This window comes from Hyphomonas neptunium ATCC 15444 (assembly GCF_000013025.1).
Taxonomy (GTDB): Bacteria; Pseudomonadota; Alphaproteobacteria; order Caulobacterales; family Hyphomonadaceae; genus Hyphomonas; species Hyphomonas neptunia.
Window position 1 is genome coordinate 918,076 of record NC_008358.1, and the last position, 21,522, is coordinate 939,597.

Consider the following 21,522-nt stretch of genomic DNA (forward strand, 5'->3'; position numbering starts at 1 on the left):
ACTTAAGCCAATCCGGGAGCCCCGCCAATGAGCCTCATCTTCACGCAAGAACAAGAGATGATCGCCGACATGGCGGCCAAATTCGCCGCCGACAAGCTCGCCCCCCATTCGGAGGCCTGGGACCGTGACAGCCATTTCCCCGTTGATGTCATCCGCTCCACCGCCGAACTCGGCTTTGCCGGCATCTATGTCAAAGAGGACGTTGGCGGCTCGGGCCTCACGCGCACAGACGCGGCCCTGATCTTTGAACAGCTCTCCTATGGCGACGTCTCCACCGCCGCCTTCATCTCCATCCACAATATGGCGAGCTGGATGATCGATACCTTTGGGTCAGAGGAGCAGCGCGCTGCCTGGGTGCCCCGGCTCACCTCGATGGAGCTGATCGCCTCCTACTGCCTGACGGAGCCGGGCTCCGGGTCTGATGCCGCCAGCCTGAAAACCAAAGCCGTGAAAGAGGGCGACGATTACGTCATCACCGGCACCAAACAGTTCATCTCCGGCGCGGGCACATCGGACGTCTACGTCCTCATGGCGCGCACGTCCGATGATGGCGCCAAAGGCGTCTCCGCCTTCATCATCGAGAAAGATACGCCGGGTCTGTCGTTTGGCGCCAATGAGCGCAAGATGGGCTGGAAATCCCAGCCCACCCGGCAGGTCATCCTCGACGGCGTCCGCGTGCCTGCCGCAAACCGCATCGGCGAAGAAGGCCACGGCTTCCGCTTCGCCATGGCGGGTCTTGATGGCGGCCGCCTCAACATCGCCGCCTGCGCCCTGGGCGGCGCGCAGCTCGCCCTCGACAAGGCCGTCGTCTACGCCAAAGAGCGCCGGCAATTCGGCAAGGCCCTCGCCGAGTTCCAGAACACCCAGTTCAAGCTTGCCGATATGGAAACCGAACTGCAGGCGGCCCGCGTCATGCTCTACGAAGCCGCTGGCCGGCTCGACCGCAAAGCCCCCGACGCCACCCGCTGGTGCGCCATGGCCAAACGCTTCGTCACCGACACCGCCTTCAAGGTCGCCAACGACGCCCTGCAGATCCATGGCGGCTACGGCTACCTCGCCGACTACCATGTCGAACGCATCGTCCGTGACTTGAGGGTCCACCAGATCCTCGAAGGCACCAACGAAGTGATGCGGGTGATTATCTCGCGCGATATGCTGAAGGGGTAGGGAGAGGGACTCAGTACCGGGGCACCCGGTCCCGTATCCGGTCAAACCCCTCCTTGATCGCCGCAAACCTCGCCTCAATGTGCGGCTCAAACTGCATGTCGGTGAAAATATGCGGCCAGTCATTCTCGATCGCCTCGCGCACCAGCTCGCCCACATAGAGCGGATCAATCCCGCTCGCGATCGCCTCGGTCACGGCTTTGAGAATTTCCGTCCCCGGTCCTTCGGTCGGAACCGTCTGGATCTGTCCGGCAAAGCGGCTCGGGATATTGCGCCCTGAGTCCACGATATTCGTGCGGATCACGCCGGGGCAGAGCACCGAGACGCCAATCCCGCGCGCGGCCAGCTTCGGTCGCAGATCTTCCGACAGCGCCACCACGCCAAACTTCGTCACATCATAGGCAGGGTTGGTCAGTGCCACCATACCGGCAATCGACGCGGTGGACACAATCTGTCCGCCCTCGCCATGTGCTTCGATCAGCGGCCCGAAAATCTCGATGCCCCAAACCACAGACATCAGATTGACGCCCACCACCCAGTTCCAGCCCGCATCATTCCAGGTGCCATAATCGCCCCCGCCGCCCACGCCGGCATTGTTGACGAGGATATGCACCTTGCCAAACCGCGCGATGGTCTCGTCGGCCGCGCGTTGCAGATTGTCCTTCAGCGACACGTCCGCCACCACGCCGTCCACATCGGCATTGGTCTCGCGCAAGGTGGCAACGGCCTTGTCCAGCGCCGCCTTCTCGATGTCGCACAGCATCACCTTCACGCCCGCCTGCGCCAGCGCCGTGGCAATGCCCAGGCCAATGCCAGACGCCGCGCCGGTCACGAACGCGGTCTTTCCTTCCAGATGTTTCATTGATTTCCTCCCGATTTTTGCGGCCACCCTGCGCCACGAAAATCACCCGCGCAATCGCGGCGGGGGCCTCACCCTGCGTCATCGCCAAAGGCGGCTGCTCGCCGGAAACAATCCAAAACCTGCCCTTATCCCGCCGTCTTCTCCCGCGAAACCGGCGCTCATGGAAACGCGAGGGGCGCGCACATGCTGAAGAAAATCCTGATTGTCCTGGCGGTTCTCGTCGCAGCTCTCTGGCTGCGCAATACCAGCCTCTTCACGCCTCCCAGCTCGGACGGCCCGCCCCAGTTCATCTCCCATCGCGGGGTCCACCAGACCTACCACCGCGAAGACCTTGAGCGGGATACCTGCACCGCCACCCGTATCTATCCGCCTACGCACGATCTCATCGAAAACACGCTACCCTCCATGCAGGTCGCCTTCGACGCCGGGGCAGACGTCGTCGAGATTGACGTCCACCTCACGCCCGACGGCGAGTTCGCCGTCTTTCATGACTGGACACTGGACTGCCGGACTGAGATCGAAGGCGTCACCAACAAGACCCCCATGAGCGTCCTGCGCACCCTCGACGCCGGCTATGGCTACACCGCCGATGGCGGAGAAACTTTCCCCCTGCGCGGCCAGGGCGTCGGCATGATCAAGTCACTTCCCGAAGTTCTGGACGCCTTTCCCGAGGGCCGTTTCCTGATCAACTTCAAGAGCCGCCGCGCGGTCGAGGGCCGGGTGCTCGCAGAAATGCTGGACGCAAATCCGCGCTGGCGCGCGCAGGTTTGGGGTGTTTATGGCGGGCCCATTCCGGTGGACGCATTGGTCGAACGTATTCCGGACATGAAACATTTCACCAAGGGCAGCGCGAAAGACTGCCCGATAGACTATCTGCTGATGGGGTGGTCGGGTTTTGTGCCCGATAGCTGCAAGGACACACTCGTGCTCATGCCTGTCGACTATGCCCCGCTGCTCTGGGGCTGGCCGCGCGCCTTCGAGGCCCGGATGAACGCGGCCGGCAGTCAGGTGATCCTCTTCGGAACGCCCGGCGGGACAGGCAATGACGGCGCGCCCGGCATCGACACACCGGCTCATCTGCGCAAGGTTCCCAAAGGATTCGGCGGCTATGTCTGGACCGACCGGATCGAAGCCCTCGGTGATGTCAATTAGGGGTGCCCCCTATTGTGGCGGTCCCTTAGTCTGGCTTCTGTCGCGTTGATAAAAGCCGGAGAAGACAAACGCATGCCCGACGCCGACATCATCCTCTCGACCTTCGAGCGCGCCGCGCAGGCCTGCGCCGATCCTGCGCCTCTGATCTATGCACGCCTCTTTGAACTGCGGCCGGATTTCAAGCCCCTGTTCGACATGGACACTGATGGCGGCGTGCGCGGTTCCATGCTGGAAACTTGCTTTGAAGCCATTCTCGGCGTGATCGAGGGGGCGAGCAGCCAGCGCGTCATCATCTCCGCGGCGCGCTTTTCCCATGGCGGCTATGGCGTCGTGGACGAGGAATTCGACATCATGTTCGCCAGCATCCGGGATGTGTTCCGCGATCTGCTCGGTGCCCGCTGGACGGGCACGGAGGAAGCCCAATGGGCCATTCTCCTCAAAGAGATTGCAGCCATCTCCTGATGGGCTAGTCTGACCCCTCAATCAGGGGAAATCAGACGATGACGGACCAGACCCGCGCCAGCTATGGCGCTCTCTCACGCCTCAATCACTGGCTCACATTCCTGCTCTTTTCCGGCATGCTGATCGTCGGTTTCACCCTCGCCTATGGCGGGCTGGAGCGGGAAACGCGCGGCCCGCTGATGAACCTGCACAAGGCCACCGGCACGCTGCTGCTCCTCTTCGCGGCCTGGCGCATCAGCTGGCGCCTCACGCAAGGCTTTCCGCCGCCGATGCCCGGCGTGCCCGCCTGGCAGATCACGGCGTCTCGCATCGTCCATTGGGGGCTGCTCGCCGCGATCCTTATCATGCCGCTGTCGGGCGTAGTCATGTCGCTGCTCGGCGGGCGCCCCATCGGCATCTACGGCCTCTTCCTCATTCCGCCGGTTGCCGAGATCGAAGCCGTCGGCAAAGCCGCCCGCCAGGTCCACGGCTACGCTGCGTTCACCTTCGTCGGCCTCATCACGCTTCACATCCTCGCCGCCCTGAAACACGCTCTCATCGACAAGGACGGAACCCTCTCCCGCATGCTCAGCGGAAAAGGCGCGGCAGTTTAGGCAGACCAATTGCCAATACCCGCCCGCCGGGTTTAAGCTCTCCTCAGCAGCCCGCCACAGGAGAGCGGGCAGGGAGGAAGCCATGCAGATCACACCCCTCACAGGCGCCGGCGCTGAAATCACCGGTGTCGACATCCGCGCGCTCACCGCGCCGCAGTTTGACGCCGTCCGCCAGGCCTATGCCGATCACGGCGTCATCTTCTTTCGTGATCAGTCGCTCAGCGAAGAGGATCACATCGCCTTCGCCCGGCGCTTTGGCCCCATCAACATCAACCGCTTCTTTCTCGCGCATGAGCGCTATCCGGAAATCGCGCTGGTGCTGAAGGAAAAGGAACAGAAAACCAATATCGGCGGTGGGTGGCATACGGATCATTCCTATGACGCCGAGCCCGCAATGGGCTCTGTCCTCGTCGCGCGCCAGCTGCCCGATGAAGGCGGCGACACCTGGTTTGCCTCCATGTATACCGCTTATGACACGCTCGACGCCGACACCCGCAATGAGATTGACAGCCTGCGCGCGGTCCATTCGGCCAAACACATCTTCGGCTCACAGACGGATAATTTCTATAAGGCCAACGAAGACACCGGCGGTCGCATCGGTAACACCGCCGCCGCGGACGTTCTGGAAGATGTGGCCCATCCCGTCGTCATCACCCACCCGCTCAGCGGCAAGAAGGCGCTCTATGTGAACCCCGCCTTCACCACGCGCATCGCGGGCTATTCGGATGAAGCCTCAAGCGCGTTGCTTATGCGCCTCTACGCCCACGCCATGAATCCAGATCATGCTCACCGCTTCAAATGGCAGCCGGGCTCGGTTGCCTTCTGGGACAACCGCGCCACCTGGCACTGGGCTATGAATGATTATCACGGGGAGCGCCGCCTGATGCACCGCATCACGATCGAAGGCTGCGCGCTGAATTAGGAAGCGGGCGGAATAGGCCGCCCCGCCATCAGTCCATCCGGAACTCGACACCTACATCGCGCCCGCTTTCCCACCGCTTCATACATGTGCGCGGATATTTGAACTGGGGCAGCGTCATCACGAACTGGTCGGGCAGTTCCACGCCTTCGGGCACGCAAATGCGCGCGCCGCCAGGTGAAATGTCCCGCAGCTCACACTCCAGCCGCTTGAACAGGCCAAGGCGCACATAGGCCTTGCCCTCCACACGGATGCGCTGGCCCCGCCTGTTATATTGCAGGAAGGGCTGATGGTTGATCTCAGGGCGCTGTTGGGTCATGGGGAATGGCCGGGCGTCACGGGTGAATGTTGGGCCATTTAGGGAATGGCATATCCTTATAATGACATACCCAAGTAAAGCCCTGTCCAAAGCCATTGATTTAATTGAACAGATTCCAGTCATCTGGAATTGAGACCTGAGGAACACAGCATGAGTGCAGATGTAAGCATCAAGGTTACTGGCAATATCGGCCGGATCACGCTCACTCGTCCTGCCGCTTTGCATGCCCTCAACACCCCGATGTGCGCTGAAATCCTCGCCGCCCTCCAGGCCTGGAAAGCAGACTCCGCCATCCATCTTGTCTGGATAGATCATCAGGAAGGTACCCGCGGCTTCTGCTCGGGCGGCGACATTCGCATGCTTGCCGAAAGCGGCGCCGGCGATGCCTCGGAGGCGCGCGACTTCTTCCGCACCGAATACCGCATGAACGCCGCCCTGAAGGCGTTCCCCAAGCCTGTCCTCGCCATCCTCGATGGCGTCACCATGGGCGGCGGCGTCGGCCTCTCTGTCCACGGCTCCCACCGCGTGGCCACCGAGCGCACCCTGTTCGCCATGCCCGAAACCGGTATCGGCCTGTTCCCGGATGTCGGCGGGGGCTGGTTCCTGCCGCGCCTGGAAGGCCAGCTCGGCACATGGCTCGCCCTCACCGGCGCCCGCCTCAAGGGCGCCGATGTCGCTGCTGCGGGCGTCGCCACGCATTATCTGCCCTCAGAGCTTGTCCCGGCGCTGGCCAAGCAGCTTGAAGCGGCAGACTTCTCGGCAGGCGCGGCGGACATGCTGGACGAAATCCTCCGCCGTCTGACGCATCCGGTTCCGGCTCCGTCCTATGGCGCCCATAGCGAGACCATCCATCGCTGCTTTGCAAAACAGACCGCTGAAGACATCGTCGCCGCCCTGGAAGGTGACGCCAGCGACTGGGCCAAGGCCGAGGCGGCCACCATCCGCGCCAAATCTCCCGAGACAGTCAAGGTTGCCCTGCGCCAGCTGCGCGAAGGCGCCCGCTGTGAGACCTTTGAAGACAATATGCGCATGGAATTCCGCATCGGCTGGCGCAAGGTTCAAAGCCATGATTTCCAGGAAGGTGTGCGCGCCGTCATTATAGATAAGGACAATGCGCCCGCCTGGTCGCCCGCGCGACTCGAAGAGGTCACCGAGGCAGATGTCGCGCGATACTTTGAAGCGCTGGGTGCGGACGAACTTACCTTCGCCTGATCTTAGGCGTTCAAGTATCAAGAGGAGACCGCCGCATGAACCCGGCCCTGATTACCTATGGCGCGCTCGGCATCGCTATCATGTTCGAGATCATCGGCACAACGCTGCTTCAGCAAAGCCAGCAGTTCACCCGCTGGCTGCCCACGCTCGGCATGGCGCTCTGCTATGGCGCGGCCTTTTACTTCCTCTCCATCGCGCTGAAGACGATTCCCGTGGGCGTCGCTTATGCCATCTGGAGCGGCATGGGCATCGTTCTCATCGCGCTCATTGGCCTGATGCTGTTCGGCCAGAAACTGGACCTTCCAGCGATCATTGGTATGGCAATGATTATCGGCGGCGTCGTGGTAATGAATCTATTCTCTAAAACCGTGTCTCACTGAGCTTAGCCTCAATATTTACATTTGGTTCATCAGTAGAAAGCCGCCCGGATACTTTCCTGGCGGCTTTTTTGTGCGTGTTGTTTCAGAATGAAACGCATTTTGCCGCCAAAACACGTTACGGGGCAGTAACGGTTAATGAATTCTCTGATTTGTTTACCAACATCACTTGAAACCGTGTTGTGCTTATCAATTTATTAGGTTCACCCCAGTAAATATACTCAAACTACAACAAAAGTTGAGTGAAAGTTGAGTGGTGGTGAATATGATGATGATCGACATGCAGGACACTGCAACAGGCACAATCGGCGAATCTTTCCTTAAGTCGCTGTCTCTTCTCGAACAGGCGCATCGCCGTCTGCACGATGTTGTGAAGGATGATCTGGAACGCGCCGGCGAACGTTCGCTGACCGGCGTTCAGGCTCTGCTCCTTTACGAGATTGGTGAGGGTGAAGCCCCCGCTTCGGTGCTCCGCGCTCGCGGCGCCTTTGCCGGCACCAGCCTTTCCTACAATGTGAAGAAGCTTCAGGAAGGCGGCTATCTGATCCAGACGCGTTCGGAAGACGACAAGCGCACGGTTACCCTGCGCCTCACCGATCGCGGCAAGAAAGTCCGTACACGGGTTGAGAAGCTGTTCGAGAAACAGGCAACAGCCCTTGAGCCGACCGCCAGCGTCCGCGCTGACGATCTCTCCCAGCTCAACAAGACCATCTCGCGCCTTGAGCGCTTCTGGTCCGACCAGATCCGCTACCGCCTCTAGGCGCGCGGCAGTTCTCCAAGAGAAGACAAGAAACCCCGGCGCGCGCCCCAAGCGCTCCGGGGTTCTTTTATGTCCGCTGGCTGCAAACCTGGAAGGGGGCCAGAAGGGGGCTGATAGGGAGGGCTTGCTGGCGCCGGCCCAGCGCGTAAGCTTTCCCGATGAAACTCTACGCCGTCTTCACCGGGGGCCATCACCCCCGCGCCAATACCGAAGTCCACGATCTGCGCTTCGTGGTGGGCGAGAGCCTTGAGGCCACCGTGCCCGCCCTGCGCGCCGGCTGGTGGGGGAAACCCTCTTCGCTGCATATCGATGGCTATGCCGAGCTGACCGAGATTGACGGCTGGCAGGTCGAGCTCGTCCCCGGCCGCGCAACGTCTCCGCCCGCCCGCCGCCTCTGGTTCGTAAACCTCGGTGGCTACACACCCGGCCTCTTTGGCGAACAGCACAACTACCTCTTCCTCGCGGGCGATGACAAAGCCGAAGTCTGGACCCGCGCCCGCGCGCTCTCCCCGGAATGGACGGGCCGCCACAAGGACAACTTCGTCTCCATCGACGAGGTGATCGACATAAACGGCCTGCTGGACGCCGACGGCTGGCACATCCGCCTCGACCGCCCCGCAACCGGCGCCGCGCCCGCTCGCATCGTGTCGGATTATATCAAGCTTTGACGGGACCCGTCCCGATCTGTCCTGATCGCACCTCACAGGGGCTCAGCTCAGCCCTTCAAAAAACTCAATTCCCTCAAAATCAACGCTTCACCCTGTGGAAATCTCATCCTAAGGTAGCCCGCAATGCGGGGGCTTATTTCATTCTTTCTTGCGGGCGCAAGTGTGTCCGGCGTCGCCGAAGCGGCTCCTTGGGTGCGCGAGGACGGCGGCTGGTATGGGCGCGCGCTCGGGGCCCATGATAGCCTCAACGGCGTCGATGGCTGGCGGCTCGATCTCTACGGCGAATACGGCGTCACGGAGAAAATCACCGTTACTCTGAAAAACGAAGCCGTGATCTATCCCGATGCCCCCGCCTTTGACCGCGACCTCTGGCGCCTCACCGCCCGGCGCACCCTTGCCACCTACAAGGGCTGGACCGCCGGCGCAGAGCTTGGCGCCTTCCACGGCAGCACCCTCAACGCCAGCTCTGACGACGGCCTTTTCTTCTGCGACGGCACAGGGTTTGAAGCCCGCCTCGGCGGGGGCTGGTCAGGCGTCTACAAGCAACGCCCGCTATACGCCTTCGCCGATGTCGCCCATCTCGCCCAGGGCAGCGGCTGTGGACGTACACGGATAGAGTTTGGCTATGGCCAGGACCTGACGAAACACATCTTCCTCGGCCAGCAGCTCTGGTTCGAGGAAGGCGAATTCAGCGGCCGCTCGGTCAAAACCGAATCCCAGCTTGGCGTCCATCTCGGCCGCGTCGATGTCTCGGTCGGCTACCGCGAAGAAATCGGCGGCACCTTCAATGAAAATGCCGTCCTGATTGCGATCGTCGCCAAGCGCTAGGCGATTTATTCCGCCGGGGCTTCCTCTGCCGGGGCGGCCTCGCCTTCATACCCCGTCTCGACCATCAGATAGGCAATCACGCCCAGCCGGTCGGCTTCCCTGCGCACGCCGGAAAAGCTCATCCGGTTGCCCGGCACAAAGGTGCGGGGATTTTCCAGCCAGTGATCCAGCTGCTCAGGCGTCCACATGAACGTCTCTGCCGACAGCGCGGGCGAATAGGCAAAGCCTTCCACCGTCGCCACCTGGCGGCTGAAAATGCCGTGCAGGTTGGGGCCAACGAGGTTGCCCGCCCCTTCTGCGGTAAGGTGGCAGGACTGGCAGAGCTTCCAGGTCCGCGCGCCCACGGCATAGTTGGCGGTGTTGTAAGGCGCGGGCAGGTTCGCAAATTCCGGGCTCGGCTCGCCGGGCGCCACGGCAGGTGTGGCGGGCACGGGTGCAGGGGTGGCCGGGGCCTCCTGAGCGCTGGGTTCAGCCGGCGCGGCGGGCGCCGGGTCAGCGCCGCCACAGCCCGCCAGGGCGAGCGCAGCAATCAGGGCGAGCGGAGCAGCAGCGGAAAAGCGCATGGGGTATCAACACCTTGTATGGGTCAGGAACTGTCGGCCACCATCTTTGCGCTCCTGCCCGCCAAACTCAACTGCCAGCCTGCCGCAGAGGCAAAATTTATCAAAACCCGCAGAAACAAGGCGCTGGCGCCAGTATCCGCCGGGCCGCAGCGCGCCAGACGACATCCCGCCCCGGATCGGCTAATCTTTGCCCCTCATGGCTGATTCTGCTCCCCCCCGTCCGACGATCCGCAAACTGCCCGCTGATGTGGTCAACCGCATCGCGGCGGGCGAGGTCGTCGAGCGGCCCGCAGCCGCGGTGAAGGAGCTTGTGGAAAACGCCCTCGATGCCGGCGCGCGCAGCATTGCCATCGCCATCGAGGAAGGCGGCCTCAAGCGCATCACCATCGAAGATGATGGCTGCGGCCTCTCCGCCGATGACCTGCTGATCGCGCTGGAGCGTCACGCCACCTCCAAACTCGTGCCGGACACCGAAGGCCGCGTAGACCTCCTCAACATCTACACGATGGGGTTCCGCGGCGAGGCCTTGCCCTCCATTGCCTCGGTCAGCCGCATGCGCATCGTTTCCCGCGCCAGCGGGGAAGACGCCGCCGAAATCTTCTCCGATGCCGGCCGCCTCGACGGTCCCCGTCCCGCCGCCTTTACCGGCCGCAGCGAAACCGGCACCCGCATCGACGTGAACGACCTTTTCCACGCCACGCCCGCCCGCCTCAAATTCATGCGCGGCGAACGCGCCGAAGCGATGGCCGTCACCGACGCGGTCAAGCGCCTCGCCATGGCCAATCCGGAAGTCGCCTTCAGCCTCGAAAGCAATGGCCGCAGCCTCTTCCGCTATCCCGCTGAAGGTCCGGGCGATGCCGGGCGCCTCAAACGCCTCGGCGCGATCATGGGCCGGGACTTTTCAGACAATGCCGTCGCCGTCGACGCCACGCGCGAAGGCGTGCGCCTGTCAGGCTTTGCGGGCCTGCCAACACTCAATCGCGGCAACGCGCAGATGCAGTTCCTGTTCGTCAATGGCCGCCCGGTGAAAGACCGTATGCTGACAGGCGTGGTACGCGCCGCCTATCAGGATTTCCTGGCGCGGGACCGCCACCCGATGGCCGCGCTGTTTGTGGACCTTGATCCCGAAGGCGTGGACGTCAACGTCCACCCCGCCAAAACCGAAGTGCGTTTCCGCGATGCAGGCGGCGTGCGCGGCCTGATGATCTCGGCGCTGCGCCACGCGCTCGCCGCCGCCGGCCACCGCGCCTCCACCACCGTCGCCGGCTTCGCCCTCGGCAAGGCCCGCGCCGAGCCCGCCCCGCAGGCCGGCTTCCTCTGGCAGGCGCCCCAGCCGGGTGGCTATGTCCAGCGCCCCGCCATGCCCCCGCAAGGCTACGCCGCCCGCCAGGTGGAAGAAGACGGCGCCAGCGCCCCCTTCGCCCCACGCGGCTATGTGCCAGACTATGTCCCCGATCAGGGCGCTCCGGGCGCAAAGGTCGAAACCGGCCCCATGCCCGCGCCGGGCATGCTCGGGGAATACCCCCTCGGCGCCGCCCGTGCCCAGGTCCACGAAACCTATATCATCGCTCAGACGGCGGACGGCATCGTCATCGTCGACCAGCATGCCGCCCATGAGCGCCTCGTCTACGAAGCCATGAAACGCCAGATGGCCGAAGGCGGCGTCCGGCGTCAGGCGCTGCTCATCCCGGATATTGTCGAACTCTCCGAAGACGAAGCCCACCGCGTCTGCGCCCGCGCTGAGGAACTCGCCGCCCTTGGCCTCGAAATCGAGCCTTTCGGCCCCGGCGCCATCGCCGTACGCGCCACGCCCGCCCTCTTCGGAGAGATGGACGCCGCCGGCCTCATCCGCGATCTCGCCGATGATTTTGCCGAATATGAAGCGGGCCTCACCCTGTCGGAACGCTTCGAAGAAGTGATGGGCAACATGGCCTGCCGCTCCTCCATCCGCGCCGGGCGCCGTCTGAATGCGGATGAAATGAACGCGCTCCTGCGCCAGATGGAAGCCACACCCCATTCGGGCCAGTGCAATCACGGCCGCCCCACCTATGTCGAGCTGAAACTCGCCGACATCGAACGCCTCTTCGGCCGCCGGGGATGACCGGGATGCGGCTCAGCCGGCGCAGCCTGATGGCAGGGGTCGCAGGCGCGGCCCTCACTGCCTGCGCTCACCGGGCAGACCCCATGCGTATCCCCGCCGCCGCCGCGCGCCGCCGCATCGAAGACCTCGTCTATTCCGCCATGGTCCCCGCCGCCGGCCTGGTCGTGCGTCAGCGCGGCGAGGTCATCTTCGCGCAGGCGCAAGGCCTCGCCCAGGGCGCCGCGGGGGAAGCAGACCCCGCCCCCTTCACGCCAGACGCGCCGATGCGCATCGCTTCGGTTTCAAAGATGGCCGTCGCAATGACCGCCCACCGCCTCGCGGCCAAAGGCGCTTTGGATATCGACGCCGACATCCGCGCCGCCTTCAGCCCGCCCTTGATCAATCCCCATTTCCCCGACGCCCCGATCACCCTGCGCCAGCTCCTCAGCCACACCGCCGGCCTCGAAGACCCGGAGGTCTATTGGCAGCCCCTCCCGGGCCGCACCGAAACCCTCTTTACCCAAACCATGTGGCGCACGCCGGACTGGGGCCCGCCCGGCGCGGGCTTCCGCTATGCCAATTTCGGCTACGGCCTCGCCGGCGCTATCCTTGAGCAGGCAACCGGCGACCGTCTCGACCGCCTCACCGCCCGCGAAGTGCTCGCCCCCTTGGGCCTCGACATAGGCTTCAACTGGTCCGGCGTCTCCAGCAGGAAGCGCCGCCACGGCGCCACACTCTACAGCCGCGAAGCAGAGGGTAGCTGGCAGGTGCAGGCCGATGGCCCCACCAATCTCACCGGCTCAGATCCCGCCATCCTCACCGAAGACGGCGCCCGCCTCGCCGACTATGTTCCGGGCACGAACGGCACCCTCTTCAGCCCCCAGGGCGGCCTGCGCGCGAGCCTCCACGATATGGCCATCCTCGCCCGCGCCGCTGCGCAAGACCCCGCGATGACCCGCCCCGTCTGGCGCTTCGATCCCGCCGGCCCCAATGGCGACGACGAACAGCTCTATTTTGAAACCTTCACCCCCGGCGCCCAGATTCACGAAGCGAATGCCTCACCCATCCCCGGCGTCAAACTGATCGGCCATCACGGCGAAGCGTACGGGCTCTATTCCGGCGCCTTCCACGCCCCGACGCTCGACGCCGAGATCGCCTTCGCCGTTACCGGAACCTCCGTGCCCGGTATGGAGCGCTCGCCCCATCATCCGGTCATCGTCAAGGCAACCGAGCCCCTCTGGGCCGCGGCGGAAACCCTGCTCGCCGCGCTCTAGCCTTTTGTTTTCTTGGCCTTGCGCGGCTTTGCGGCCTTCTTGCCTGCCTCCTTCGCCTTGCGCATCCGGTCGCCGCCACCCATCGCCACCCACCAGAATATCCGCCAGCCTTCAGCAAAGCTCATCTTCCGTGTCGGCGCCAGCGTGCCCTGCTTCTCGGGCGCGGCCACCTTCGGCGCCTTGCGCTTCTTCTTCAGAGGACGGACGGGCTCTGCCGGCTCCGGCGGGCTTTCCACCGGCGCTTCCTCTTCGGTAAACTCCACCTGCGCGGGCACATCGCCGCGCTCAAACTCGCCCTTCACATTGTGCAGCAGATGCGCATCGGAAAAGTCGATCGCCAGCTCCACCCACAGCGGCAAATGGTCAGACATCTGCCAGGTCAGCCAGCGTTTGGAATAGTATTCCTTGTCCTTTCCGGTATCGCGGGGCCGCCCATCAGGCTTCAGGTCGCGGTGTCGCGCGGGCAGCACAGGGGCGTAATGCTCGTAATGATCGGCATGAAACACCGTCTGGCTCCAGTCGAACACACCGGAGGACAGGAATGTCAGCTCATCCTTCAGGGTGCGGAAGGCGATCTGATCGTAATAATGCGTCCCCAACAGGTTTGACGGATACTGCTCCGGCGGCAACTGAAACCCCGCCTTGGTCAGCGCGCTCATTGTCTCGTCGACGGGGTTCTTGATGTTGAAATCGCCCAGCAGAATGTAGTTCTCATTCTCCCGCTCGGCCCGGTCGGCCATCTCGCGCGCGATATAGTCGATCTCCGACACCCGCCGCGCATACCCGTCGCTTCCCTTCGAGGTCTCCCCGAAATAGATATGCACCGTACACAGCGAAAACTTGAACCACCCCGCCTGAAAGCTCACCATAAAGGGCGTGCGCGCAAACTGCTGCTCGCCTGGCAACAGGGCATGCTTGGGCAAAACAATCTCGCCCACAATATTCCGGAAGCGGACTTTCCGGCTGTCATACACAAAGCACATCCGCTCCCGGTTGCCACTCGCCCCGGTCGTCACATCCGTCGCAATAAAATCCCAGCCCGGCCCCATCAGGCGGATCACATCCTTGAGCGGCCCGAGGTCCTCGTTCACCTCCTGCAACGCGCAGACGTCAAACGCAGACAGCACCTCAGCAATATAATGCAGGCTCTCTCGGCGGCGCGGCCCATGGCGGAATTTGTTATTGTCGAAATCCCGGATGTTCCAGGTGCCGATGATGATGCTGGAATCTTTCGTCCGGCGCGGCACGCCCTTGGGCGGGGGCGAGGCGAGCTGCGCGCGCAGCTCCAGCAGGCGGCGAGAGGTCCAGTCGGCCTCCGATTCAGAAAAAAACTTGCGGTTCCGAAGGTCGGTATACCAGACCATGGCTGTCCCCCATCGCATTCTGCGGCTGGTTAGGGTCTCTTAAAGTTTGGTTAGCGAGGGGTTAACAAACTGGAAACTTTTCCCAGCAGGGGAGGGGGCTCACACCGAAACAACGCGTCCGGGGTTCATGATGCCCTGCGGGTCCAGCGCGCGTTTGATCGCCCGCATCGCCTGGGTCGCGGCGGGCGGACGCAGGCGCGCCAGCTCATCGCGTTTCAGCCGCCCCACGCCATGTTCGGCAGAGATCGACCCGCCATGCGCCATCACCGTGTCATAGATCACCCGCGTGATTGCGCCCTCATGGTCCTTCAGCTGCGGCGCCGCCGCCCCCTGCGCTTCAACCACGGAATAGTGTAGATTCCCGTCTCCCACATGCCCGAAGATCACAAAATCCGCCGTAGGCAGAACAGTGCGAACGGCGGCATTGCAGGCTTCAATAAACACCGGAATCCGGCTCACCGGCACGGAAATATCCTGGTTCAGCGCCGCCCCATAGGCGCGCTTGGAAAGGGGGATCGTCTCGCGGATATGCCAGAAGGCCTTGGCCTGCGCCTCGCTCGTCGCAATCGCGGCGTCCTGCACCAGGCCTTCCTCCATCGCCGCCGCCAGCGCGCTTTCCAGCAGGGTACGCGCATACGCCCCGTCCGTCTGCGACACTTCCATGAGCACCCGCCACGGCGCATTCGAGGGCATTGGGTCCCGCGCGGTGGGAATATCCGCCACCACCATGTCCACGGCATTGGCCGGGATAATTTCGAAACTCGTCACCGAATCCCCAACCCGGCCGCGCACCAGGGAAAGCAGCTTCACCACATCATCCGCCGACGCACAGATCACCCAGGCTGTCGCGCTCGACACCTGCGGGAAGAGTTTCAGCGTCGCCGCCGTAATCAGCCCCAGCGTCCCCTCCGCCCCGGCAAACAGATGCTTCAGGTCATATCCGGTATTGTTCTTGCGCAGCCCCGACAGCCCGTCCCACACTTCGCCAGACGGCAACACCACCTCCAGCCCCAGGATCAGGTCCCGCATCATCCCATAGCGCAGCACCGCGACGCCCCCGGCATTGGTCGAGATAAGGCCCCCGATGGTCGCGGTCCCTTCCGAGCCGAGCGAGAGCGGAAAGAGCCGCCCCGCCGCCTCGGCCGCCTGCTGCGCCGCCACCAGCGTCGCGCCTGCCTCGATGGTCAGGGAGTTATTGAACGTGTCGGTCTCGCGCAGAGCGTTCATCCGCGTCATCGACACACACACTTCGCCATGCGGCGTGCCCCCGTCGATCAGCCCGGTATTGCCCCCCTGCGGCGTCATCGCCACGCCATACTGCCCGCACAGCTTCACCAGCGCCGCTGCCTCAGTGGTAGAGGCCGGCCGCACGATCAGCGGCGTGTTCCCCTGATACGTCCCCCGCCACGGCGTCGACGCGGCCAGCAATGTCTCCGGCGCCTCACTCCAGCCCTTGGGCCCGAGCAGGTCTTTGACAGCGGCGAGAAAAGCGGAGGGAAGCATCTGGGTCATGCCCCTCTCTAACCCGCCTCCAACCCCCGTGTCATCCCGGATGCGGCAAAGCGGCGATCCGGGACCTTGCCGCCATTCGAGCATTTTGCGGAGAGCCACCCCAACCCTCCCCACATCCATGGGGTGGGGGCGCTCTCAGTGGAAGCAAGCCCTATCCAACAAACCCCACCCCCGCCGCCCCAAAAATTCCCAATCCTCCCAACCCCTTGCAAAAAACTTCCGCAAACCTTCCCCACGCCCTCCGCCCGCGGACATATACTCGCCCCCATGCCGAGCTTCACGCGCCTCCGCAGACATCCAGACTTCGCCGGGTTCTTTGACCTGGTGCACCCCTCTTCTGGCCGGTGCTGTTCTGGCAACTCATCCGCGCGTCGAAATACATCGCCGCGCTCGGCTGCCGCGAGGCCCTTGTGGATGTAAACGGGTGGGGCTTTGTCACCATCGCCTTCCTCGGCGACCGCGACCCCAGCCCCTCCGCCTACAGACCACTTGAGCCCACACGGGCGCACTGGAGCGATCCTGTCTGGTCGTCATCCACGCCTGATGAATTCGCCAGCGATGCCACGCGCCTTATCTTCCCCTGTGCCAACGGGGGAAGTGGCAGGGCGCAAAGCGCCCTGACGACGGGGGCCTACGCCCTCACGGCCCACGCCGACACCTCCTAGTTTTCAACGCACCCCGAATTCAGCCCCACACACCGGCCAGCCCCCGCTGCGTCCGGCTAAAACCGCTGCCTGAAATCCGAATACCCGCTTATCCCCGGTCCAGTCCCCGCATCGCGCCCGCAATCCCGGCCCCGCCGGGCAACGCGTCCAGCCCATCAATCACGCCCGCCCGCATCTCCGGCGTCTTGTTCTGCCCCAGCTTCGTGATCCCCTCAAACCGGCGCGGTCGCATCTCGAAAGCGCGGATGCCGCCCAGCATCGCTTCGAAGGCGGCCGGCTTCATCTTCGCCCGCGTCCAGGGCGGCTTGGGCAGGAGGGCGGTTTCGAACACGGCAGAGAGGTCATCGAGAAACGCGGCGGCGCCCTCGCGGCCGGTCTCGGTGACCGTGCCCTCTGCCTCCACCGACAGGTAATTCCAGGTCGGCACCTGATCGGGCACCTCGCCATACCAGTCCGGAGAGATGTAAGCCTCCGGCCCCGTAAACACGAGGGTCGCCTCCGCCCCGGCCAGCAGCCGCGCCGTCACGCGATTGGCCGCCGACAGATGAAACCGCAGCACGGCCCCATCCCCCTCGGCCCGCGCAATCACCGGCGTATGCACCGCCAGCGGCGCTGCCTCGCCATTCACCGCCACCAGCGCAAGCGGGTGCGCCGCCATCCGCGCCAGCAGGACAGTCAGATCCGTCTCGCGGAAGCGGGGGGCTGGATGCATGTCAGGGCCTGGGGATCGGATCAGGCGACTATCCTGAACCGATCCCCGGCCCCTGTCACGCCGCCTATTGGCAAACCTTGGCGCTGGTATTGCTGCCGCTCATGGTGCAGTGGGCCCAGCGATACCGGTCGCGTGTTGCGGCCTTGATGTCCGCCACGCTTTTCATCGGCGGCGCCGATGAGGCCGGCGAAGCCGAAGTATAGCTCGGTGGGCTGGAGCCATAGGCGGCCTGATAGCGCGCCGCTGCGGTGCCTGGTGTGTTCGTACCTTCGCCGAAGGTGCCTTCGAGGCCTGTGCCGCGTGAGGCCAGTTCCCGATCGGCCGCCGCGCCGGTGGCCTGCCCGGCGAACCAGTAGGAGACGACATAGAGATTGTTGGTGGAAAAGCCTGAAAGACTGCCCGCCTGACCGGTCACAAATTCGGCAAGTTCCGCAGAGCGATAATCATTCAGCGCTGCGCTCAGGGCCGCGTCATGGCCGCTTGAGGCAATCAGCGCGTTGATCGCGGCCTTCTGCTCGGCCAGCCGGGCGAGGTAGGCTTCGTATTCGGCAACCTCGGTGCGCCATTGTTTCAGGATTTTCGAGCTTTCGCACGCCTCCGGATATTCCATGGTGCAGGCCTTGTCGAAATTCTCTGCAGCCAGATCATATTCTTCGATCTGGGTGTAGACGATCCCAAGATTGACGCAGCTTTCCTTGGAACCGTCCGCGCAATTGGCGAGGGCATATTCCAGGCCCGCCTTGGGCTCGAAGGTCGTATAGTCCGGCAGCATATAAGCTGCCTCCACCACGCGGCAGGAATCGGGCTGACCCAGCGCGCAGCCTTTCTTGCCATAGATCACCGCTTGCTCGGCATTGATCGCTGTGCCCTGGTCCCCATCCAGATATTCCGTGGCCAGAGTGGCGCAGGCCAGCGCGTCTTCCAGGTCGCAGGCCTTGGCATAGACCGGCAGGGCCAGTTCCACATTCTTGGGCACGCCATCACCGGTGAACAGGCGCAGCGCGGCATCGCTGCACGGCGTCGTCAGGCCCTGGTCGCAGGCAACCGCGCCGACTGTCACCATCCGGGCGGTATCGCCGGCATAATCAGGATGCGCGCCGCTATAGAGTTCCCAGGCAATCTGGCAGTCATCGGGCGAGCCAAGCTGGCAGGCCTTCGAGGCAAACCGCGCCGCGCCTGGAAGGTCCACCGGCGTCTCGATGCCCTGCAGCAGGCGGATGCCCTGATTGATGCAGGCGTCAATGTCGCCCGCCTCACACGCTGCCGGCCAGTTTTCCGCGCCCGGCGGCAAACCGCCTTGCGCCTCTGCAGACTGGAAGGGGGCAAGCAAGGCTATGGCCAGGCCGGCCCCTGCCAGTGCCAAATGGCGAATTTGTTGAAAGCGGAAGGGCATCGGCGGCCTCCTTGTTGCTGAACCATGTCGGGAATCCGGTCGAAGCCGGATGCATCGATGATCCTAGGCAAGGAAAGCGGGTCCGTAATGCCCCCGAAGAGGGGTATCAGAACAGGTTGCCCTGCTCCCCTTTCCGGCGGGGGGCGGGCTTGGGTTTGGGGGCCGGCGGGGGCGTTTCGCCTTCAAAGGGGGCGGCCGTAATATCGCCGTCAGCAAAGGTCACGCGCAGCGTGTCGAGGGTCTGCGCCTGCGCGGCGTTGCGCACCAATTGCCCGCCAGTGTCGCGCACGATCACATAGCCGCGTTTCAGCGTGGCCTGATAGGACAGGGTTTCGAGCAGTTTGCCTTCGGAGGTCAGCGCTGCCTTCTTCTGGTCGATCAGGCGCATCAGGGCCGGCCGCGCGCGCACGGCGGTGTCGCGCAGACGCTGGCGCTGGCCGCGGATTTCCGCCTTCAGCGTGGCCGGTGACAACTGCAGGCGGGAGAGTTTGAGGCGCGCCCGCTGGGTCAGCGCCAGGGCCGCGCGGGGCAGGCTGGCGGAGGCGAAGTCCAGCCGCTGGCGCTTTGATTGCAAAAGGCTTTCTGGCCGGGGCAGGCGCGCGGCGGCCAGCTTGTCGCGGGACCGGGAAAGGGCGCGGGTGAGGGCGCGTTTCAGGCGCTGGCCGGATTCCTCAATGCCGAGCATCAGCTCGGTGCGCACCGGCACGGCGATCTCGGCTGCGCCTGTGGGCGTCGGCGCCCGCCGGTCGGAAACGTAATCGATCAGCGTGGTATCGGTCTCGTGCCCAACCGCTGAAATCAAAGGGATTTCACTCTCGAAAGCGGCCCGCACGACCACCTCCTCATTGAACGGCCAAAGGTCTTCAATCGACCCGCCGCCCCGCGCCACGATCAGCACATCGGGCCGATCCGCCCCCGTCATCGCGTTGAACCCCCGGATGCCGGCAGTCACTTGGCTTGCCGCCTGCTCGCCCTGAACCAGAGCCGGCCAGACGATGACGCGGACGGGAAACCGCTCGCGAATCCGGTGCAGAATGTCCCGGATCACCGCGCCAGTGGGGGAAGTGATCACCCCGATGGTGCGCGGCATATAGGGGATCGGCTTCTTGTGGGCCTGATCGAACAGGCCCTCCGCCGCGAGCTTTTTCTTGCGCTCTTCTAGCAGCTGCATCAGCGCGCCCGCCCCGGCGGGCCGCATCGTGCTGGCGATCATCTGATAGGCGGAGCGGCCCTCATAGGTGGAGAGGCGCCCTGTGGCGACCACTTCCAGGCCTTCCTCAGGCCGGAAGGTCAGCCGGTCGACCTGCCCGCGCCACATGATGGTGTTGAGCACCGCCTTGTCGTCCTTTAGGTCGGCATACATGTGGCCGGATTTGGCAATCGTCACCCGGCCAAGTTCGCCGCGCACGGTCACCTGATCGTAATTGGTCTCAATCGTCCGCTTCAGGCTCGCGGCGAGTTCCGAAACGGTGAGCTCAGGGTGATTGGTCGTGGGCGAGTCAGGCATGGGCTGGTTCTGGACCGGCTGGCCCATGAGGGCAAGATGGCGCCTCCGCCAAGGCCAGCCTTGCGCGTTGATCTGCCAAGGCGTACGCCTGTCAGCAGAACTGTTTTCAATACATATCGCACGCGGGCGGATCAGACCGTCATCGCCATTGCCCTGTTTTTTCGTCCATTTTTCCAGACGGTGTCTGGAGGTTGAGTAGGCCGGCGCGCATCCCGCGCGCCCGCAGGCAATGATGAAAGCATGGGCGATGACCAATCAGACCGGCGGCGCGGCCGTTCCTCCCGCCAACCCGAACCAGGCCCTCTGGGAAAAGGGAGACTTCACCCGGATCGCCCAGACCATGCGCGCCAGCGGCGAAGCGCTGGTCCAATCCCTCGGCATCCAGAAGGGCCATAAGGTGCTCGACCTTGGCTGCGGAGACGGCACTACGGCGCTCCCGGCGGCGCGCCTGGGCGCAGAGGTTCTGGGCGTTGATATTGCCAGCAACCTTGTGGCCGCGGGCAACCGCCGCGCGGCAGAGGAAGGCCTAAAGACGTGCCGCTTCCAGCAGGGTGATGCCAGCCATCTCAGCGGTATAGAAGATGCCACGTTTGACCAAGTCGTCAGCATCTTCGGCGCCATGTTCGCCCCCCGCCCTCAGGATGTTGCCAAGGAAATGGTGCGCGTCACCCGGCCCGGCGGGCAGATCGTGATGGGCAACTGGATACCGGGCGATCCCACGCTCGTGGCGCAGATTCTCAGGATCAGCGCGGCCTATTCGCCCCTGCCGCCGGAAGGCTCTGTCAGCCCGGTTCTCTGGGGCGTCGCCGCCGAGGCCACAAACCGCTTTGTTACGGCAGGCGCCCCGCCTGACCAGATAAGCTGTGAGCCTCAGACCTACACGTTTGATTTTGCAGGCACCCCGACCGAATTCGTCGGCGTCTTCCGCGACTTCTACGGCCCAACCATGAACGCGTTTGCGGCTGCGGCGGCTGCCGGAAAGGCCGATGGCCTCCAACAGGAGCTGGAGGCGCTTTTCCTTCAGCAGAACTCCAGCAAGGCGCCTGATCGGACGGTCATCCCGGCGACATTTCTTAAAGTTACGGTGAAGGTGTGAGGCCATAACGGCGCAGATCGGCGAGTTGCTCTTGATCTTG

The 21,522-nt window shown here is 63.9% G+C and carries 22 protein-coding genes; 14 read left to right on the forward strand and 8 right to left on the reverse strand.

What is annotated here, in order from left to right:
• Nucleotides 1-27 precede the first annotated feature (27 nt).
• Nucleotides 28-1,167 carry an isobutyryl-CoA dehydrogenase gene (locus HNE_RS04480; protein WP_011645927.1) on the forward strand — a complete coding sequence of 380 codons (1,140 nt, stop codon included), beginning with the start codon at nt 28-30 and terminating at the stop codon, nt 1,165-1,167.
• Nucleotides 1,168-1,177: 10 nt separating this feature from the next.
• Here HNE_RS04480 and HNE_RS04485 read toward each other — a convergent pair whose 3' ends face one another.
• Nucleotides 1,178-2,026: an SDR family NAD(P)-dependent oxidoreductase gene (locus HNE_RS04485; protein WP_011645928.1), complete on the reverse strand. Its 849-nt coding sequence runs from the start codon at nt 2,024-2,026 to the stop codon at nt 1,178-1,180.
• Between the two features lie 186 nt (nt 2,027-2,212).
• Between HNE_RS04485 and HNE_RS04490 the strand changes: the two genes are divergently transcribed.
• The 4 genes from HNE_RS04490 to HNE_RS04505 all read left to right on the forward strand — a co-directional run bounded on the left by HNE_RS04490 (nt 2,213) and on the right by HNE_RS04505 (nt 5,155).
• Nucleotides 2,213-3,178 (forward strand): glycerophosphodiester phosphodiesterase family protein, encoded by a 966-nt coding sequence (locus HNE_RS04490; protein WP_049755220.1) that lies wholly within the window; start codon nt 2,213-2,215, stop codon nt 3,176-3,178.
• Between the two features lie 72 nt (nt 3,179-3,250).
• Nucleotides 3,251-3,640: a globin gene (locus tag HNE_RS04495; RefSeq protein ID WP_011645930.1), complete on the forward strand. Its 390-nt coding sequence runs from the start codon at nt 3,251-3,253 to the stop codon at nt 3,638-3,640.
• 38 nt (nt 3,641-3,678) lie between these two features.
• Nucleotides 3,679-4,233, forward strand: a complete 555-nt coding sequence (locus HNE_RS04500; protein WP_011645931.1) for a cytochrome b — start codon at nt 3,679-3,681, stop codon at nt 4,231-4,233.
• 82 nt (nt 4,234-4,315) lie between these two features.
• Nucleotides 4,316-5,155 (forward strand): TauD/TfdA dioxygenase family protein, encoded by an 840-nt coding sequence (locus HNE_RS04505; protein WP_011645932.1) that lies wholly within the window; start codon nt 4,316-4,318, stop codon nt 5,153-5,155.
• Between the two features lie 28 nt (nt 5,156-5,183).
• On the opposite strand, the gene HNE_RS18700 is transcribed toward HNE_RS04505, so the two are convergent.
• Nucleotides 5,184-5,471, reverse strand: a complete 288-nt coding sequence (locus tag HNE_RS18700) for a PilZ domain-containing protein (RefSeq protein ID WP_035590063.1) — start codon at nt 5,469-5,471, stop codon at nt 5,184-5,186.
• A 150-nt stretch (nt 5,472-5,621) separates the two neighbouring features.
• Between HNE_RS18700 and HNE_RS04515 the strand changes: the two genes are divergently transcribed.
• From HNE_RS04515 to HNE_RS04535, 5 genes are all read left to right on the forward strand, one after another.
• The gene (locus HNE_RS04515) at nt 5,622-6,683 is read left to right on the forward strand and encodes an enoyl-CoA hydratase/isomerase family protein (protein ID WP_035590061.1); all 1,062 of its coding nucleotides are present in this window, start codon (nt 5,622-5,624) and stop codon (nt 6,681-6,683) included.
• The gene (locus HNE_RS04520) at nt 6,683-7,063 is read left to right on the forward strand and encodes a DMT family transporter (protein WP_324602992.1); all 381 of its coding nucleotides are present in this window, start codon (nt 6,683-6,685) and stop codon (nt 7,061-7,063) included. Before HNE_RS04515 ends, HNE_RS04520 begins: the two co-directional genes overlap by 1 nt.
• A gap of 262 nt (nt 7,064-7,325) precedes the next feature.
• A complete protein-coding gene (locus HNE_RS04525; protein WP_049755221.1) occupies nt 7,326-7,820 on the forward strand; it encodes a MarR family winged helix-turn-helix transcriptional regulator in 495 nt (164 codons plus the stop codon).
• A 158-nt stretch (nt 7,821-7,978) separates the two neighbouring features.
• On the forward strand, nt 7,979-8,488 hold the full coding sequence (locus HNE_RS04530; RefSeq protein WP_011645937.1) for a DUF1543 domain-containing protein: 510 nt from the start codon (nt 7,979-7,981) through the stop codon (nt 8,486-8,488).
• A 123-nt stretch (nt 8,489-8,611) separates the two neighbouring features.
• Entirely contained in the window at nt 8,612-9,316 is a 705-nt protein-coding gene (locus tag HNE_RS04535) for a hypothetical protein (RefSeq protein WP_035590059.1), read from the forward strand.
• Nucleotides 9,317-9,321: 5 nt separating this feature from the next.
• Here the strand turns inward: HNE_RS04535 and HNE_RS04540 are convergent, their stop codons facing one another.
• Nucleotides 9,322-9,879 carry a c-type cytochrome gene (locus HNE_RS04540; protein WP_011645939.1) on the reverse strand — a complete coding sequence of 186 codons (558 nt, stop codon included), beginning with the start codon at nt 9,877-9,879 and terminating at the stop codon, nt 9,322-9,324.
• A 196-nt stretch (nt 9,880-10,075) separates the two neighbouring features.
• Here HNE_RS04540 and mutL point away from each other — a divergent pair, with 196 nt between their 5' ends.
• Together mutL and HNE_RS17800 are read left to right on the forward strand one after the other, a co-directional pair.
• A complete protein-coding gene (mutL, locus tag HNE_RS04550) occupies nt 10,076-11,980 on the forward strand; it encodes a DNA mismatch repair endonuclease MutL (protein WP_011645940.1) in 1,905 nt (634 codons plus the stop codon).
• Entirely contained in the window at nt 11,977-13,233 is a 1,257-nt protein-coding gene (locus HNE_RS17800; RefSeq protein ID WP_083759011.1) for a serine hydrolase domain-containing protein, read from the forward strand. The genes mutL and HNE_RS17800 overlap by 4 nt, the downstream gene beginning before the upstream one ends.
• Here HNE_RS17800 and HNE_RS04560 read toward each other — a convergent pair.
• Nucleotides 13,230-14,597: an endonuclease/exonuclease/phosphatase family protein gene (locus HNE_RS04560; RefSeq protein WP_011645942.1), complete on the reverse strand. Its 1,368-nt coding sequence runs from the start codon at nt 14,595-14,597 to the stop codon at nt 13,230-13,232. The genes HNE_RS17800 and HNE_RS04560 overlap by 4 nt on opposite strands.
• 99 nt (nt 14,598-14,696) lie before the next feature.
• Nucleotides 14,697-16,109, reverse strand: coding sequence for an FAD-binding oxidoreductase (locus HNE_RS04565; RefSeq protein ID WP_035590057.1), 1,413 nt, complete (start codon nt 16,107-16,109; stop codon nt 14,697-14,699).
• A gap of 344 nt (nt 16,110-16,453) precedes the next feature.
• Here HNE_RS04565 and HNE_RS04570 point away from each other — a divergent pair, with 344 nt between their 5' ends.
• The gene (locus HNE_RS04570) at nt 16,454-16,774 is read left to right on the forward strand and encodes a hypothetical protein (RefSeq protein WP_011645944.1); all 321 of its coding nucleotides are present in this window, start codon (nt 16,454-16,456) and stop codon (nt 16,772-16,774) included.
• Nucleotides 16,775-16,862: 88 nt separating this feature from the next.
• On the opposite strand, the gene HNE_RS04575 is transcribed toward HNE_RS04570, so the two are convergent.
• The 3 genes from HNE_RS04575 to xseA all read right to left on the reverse strand — a co-directional run bounded on the left by HNE_RS04575 (nt 16,863) and on the right by xseA (nt 20,386).
• Nucleotides 16,863-17,486: an FMN-binding negative transcriptional regulator gene (locus HNE_RS04575; RefSeq protein ID WP_011645945.1), complete on the reverse strand. Its 624-nt coding sequence runs from the start codon at nt 17,484-17,486 to the stop codon at nt 16,863-16,865.
• Between the two features lie 64 nt (nt 17,487-17,550).
• Nucleotides 17,551-18,879: a tetratricopeptide repeat protein gene (locus HNE_RS04580; RefSeq protein WP_011645946.1), complete on the reverse strand. Its 1,329-nt coding sequence runs from the start codon at nt 18,877-18,879 to the stop codon at nt 17,551-17,553.
• Nucleotides 18,880-18,985: 106 nt separating this feature from the next.
• Nucleotides 18,986-20,386 carry an exodeoxyribonuclease VII large subunit gene (gene xseA, locus HNE_RS04585; protein WP_035590259.1) on the reverse strand — a complete coding sequence of 467 codons (1,401 nt, stop codon included), beginning with the start codon at nt 20,384-20,386 and terminating at the stop codon, nt 18,986-18,988.
• 247 nt (nt 20,387-20,633) lie between these two features.
• On the opposite strand from xseA, the gene HNE_RS04590 reads away from it, so the two are divergent.
• Complete coding sequence (locus HNE_RS04590; RefSeq protein ID WP_011645948.1) at nt 20,634-21,482, forward strand: class I SAM-dependent methyltransferase; 849 nt, start codon at nt 20,634-20,636, stop codon at nt 21,480-21,482.
• The last annotated feature ends 40 nt before the right edge of the window (nt 21,483-21,522 follow it).

What these genes read in the sequence shown, in the direction of transcription:
- HNE_RS04480 (WP_011645927.1), top strand. Translation starts at nt 28, where the DNA reads ATGAGCCTCATCTTCACGCAAGAACAAGAGATGATCGCCGACATGGCG.
- HNE_RS04485 (WP_011645928.1), bottom strand. Translation starts at nt 2,026, where the DNA reads ATGAAACATCTGGAAGGAAAGACCGCGTTCGTGACCGGCGCGGCGTCT.
- HNE_RS04495 (WP_011645930.1), top strand. Translation starts at nt 3,251, where the DNA reads ATGCCCGACGCCGACATCATCCTCTCGACCTTCGAGCGCGCCGCGCAG.
- HNE_RS04500 (WP_011645931.1), top strand. Translation starts at nt 3,679, where the DNA reads ATGACGGACCAGACCCGCGCCAGCTATGGCGCTCTCTCACGCCTCAAT.
- HNE_RS04505 (WP_011645932.1), top strand. Translation starts at nt 4,316, where the DNA reads ATGCAGATCACACCCCTCACAGGCGCCGGCGCTGAAATCACCGGTGTC.
- HNE_RS18700 (WP_035590063.1), bottom strand. Translation starts at nt 5,471, where the DNA reads ATGACCCAACAGCGCCCTGAGATCAACCATCAGCCCTTCCTGCAATAT.
- HNE_RS04515 (WP_035590061.1), top strand. Translation starts at nt 5,622, where the DNA reads ATGAGTGCAGATGTAAGCATCAAGGTTACTGGCAATATCGGCCGGATC.
- HNE_RS04525 (WP_049755221.1), top strand. Translation starts at nt 7,326, where the DNA reads ATGATGATGATCGACATGCAGGACACTGCAACAGGCACAATCGGCGAA.
- HNE_RS04530 (WP_011645937.1), top strand. Translation starts at nt 7,979, where the DNA reads ATGAAACTCTACGCCGTCTTCACCGGGGGCCATCACCCCCGCGCCAAT.
- HNE_RS04535 (WP_035590059.1), top strand. Translation starts at nt 8,612, where the DNA reads ATGCGGGGGCTTATTTCATTCTTTCTTGCGGGCGCAAGTGTGTCCGGC.
- HNE_RS04540 (WP_011645939.1), bottom strand. Translation starts at nt 9,879, where the DNA reads ATGCGCTTTTCCGCTGCTGCTCCGCTCGCCCTGATTGCTGCGCTCGCC.
- mutL (WP_011645940.1), top strand. Translation starts at nt 10,076, where the DNA reads ATGGCTGATTCTGCTCCCCCCCGTCCGACGATCCGCAAACTGCCCGCT.
- HNE_RS17800 (WP_083759011.1), top strand. Translation starts at nt 11,977, where the DNA reads ATGACCGGGATGCGGCTCAGCCGGCGCAGCCTGATGGCAGGGGTCGCA.
- HNE_RS04560 (WP_011645942.1), bottom strand. Translation starts at nt 14,597, where the DNA reads ATGGTCTGGTATACCGACCTTCGGAACCGCAAGTTTTTTTCTGAATCG.
- HNE_RS04565 (WP_035590057.1), bottom strand. Translation starts at nt 16,109, where the DNA reads ATGACCCAGATGCTTCCCTCCGCTTTTCTCGCCGCTGTCAAAGACCTG.
- HNE_RS04575 (WP_011645945.1), bottom strand. Translation starts at nt 17,486, where the DNA reads ATGCATCCAGCCCCCCGCTTCCGCGAGACGGATCTGACTGTCCTGCTG.
- HNE_RS04580 (WP_011645946.1), bottom strand. Translation starts at nt 18,879, where the DNA reads ATGCCCTTCCGCTTTCAACAAATTCGCCATTTGGCACTGGCAGGGGCC.
- xseA (WP_035590259.1), bottom strand. Translation starts at nt 20,386, where the DNA reads ATGCCTGACTCGCCCACGACCAATCACCCTGAGCTCACCGTTTCGGAA.
- HNE_RS04590 (WP_011645948.1), top strand. Translation starts at nt 20,634, where the DNA reads ATGACCAATCAGACCGGCGGCGCGGCCGTTCCTCCCGCCAACCCGAAC.